The following is a 1211-nucleotide window of genomic DNA, read 5'->3' as shown; positions in this document are numbered from 1 at the left end:
GGCTGGTCGCCCAAACGTATGGTCTTTGTATCACATTCATAACGTTGCTTATTCAAGGAATATGGTTTTCAACTGGAAGCATGAGTACGATAGATGGGATTAAAAACCTGGTTTTTTTATTTTTTCAGTTGGAAGGTGCTTTCTTTTTACTTGTTTCATTCGGATTTTTGTTCGGTATATGGCTTAAAAATAGGTTCGCCTATTTTTGTATACCAGTCTTGCTGGGTGTTACGTTATTGCTTCAGTCCAATAGCTATGGATTCGCGCCCGTAAACCCGAGATTAAACTTACTAAGCTTATATGATGTTATGTTTATCGCTTCTCCATTTGAAGGTATATGGGGGATTAATCGCGTATTTGAAGGAGTTATTTTGCACCAAATTGCAGCTATGTTGCTCGGTGTTATTTTAATAGCTGTAGCGTGCCTACTCTTTCGTCCCTTTCGTAGATTGAAAACAGAAAAAAGTAGGGGACTCACGTTGATGATCTTTCTACTTATCCCTGCTGTTGTCGTAGGTGGAATTCGCTATACGCAATACAATAGCGCAATTGAGCAATTTGTTCATACAGGGAAACAATACTTAATAGCAGGGTTTGAGGGGATGTCTTCATTTCACGATAATAAATCAGATAATAAAAAATCTAATTTTTCAATGGAGCGTACGAATCTAAATGTGCAGTTTCCATCCGAGAAGAACCAGATTAAAGTCAATAGTCATTTATCGATTAAGTATATGGGGGATGTTCCCGTTAACGAGATATCTCTTACCTTACATAACCAGTTAAAGATAACGGATTGTTTGAGCAATTCGGAGGTCACTTGTACTCGGGAAGATGATCTTCTAACTGTTCATTTTCCAGAAAAGATTGAGCATGGCGAACAATTCGATTTGAATTTGAATTATGAAGGCAATATGAGTCAATATCGTTACGATGGGTTATTGGAGCATTCCTTTATTGCATCGGATCGGATCTACCTTCCTAAAGAGGCGGGCTGGTATCCATTAATCGGTGAACGGAAATTAGCGAAAAGCAGTGATGTTTTATTTAATAAGCGTTATGTGGGATTTGAACTAAGGAATGGTGAGCTTGTAGAGGATTACCCAACAGAGTTTACCGTTACTATTAGGGATAAGGGAGAGAGTATTCCCATTTCCCTTACCATACCTCGTCTAGAAGATGGCTCCTATAAAGGAATATCTCAATATGGA

General features: G+C 38.3%; 1 protein-coding gene. It reads left to right on the top strand.

The genetic code is table 11. From position 1 onward, the window contains the following. Positions 1-80 precede the first annotated feature (80 nt). Positions 81-1211 (top strand): hypothetical protein (locus AC1DWN_RS34025; RefSeq protein ID WP_477563229.1); only part of this gene is annotated, 1131 nt, incomplete at its 3' end.

It is taken from the genome of Paenibacillus sp. P4_A7, assembly GCF_056402455.1.
This window is presented reverse-complemented; position numbering and strand designations above follow the sequence as displayed.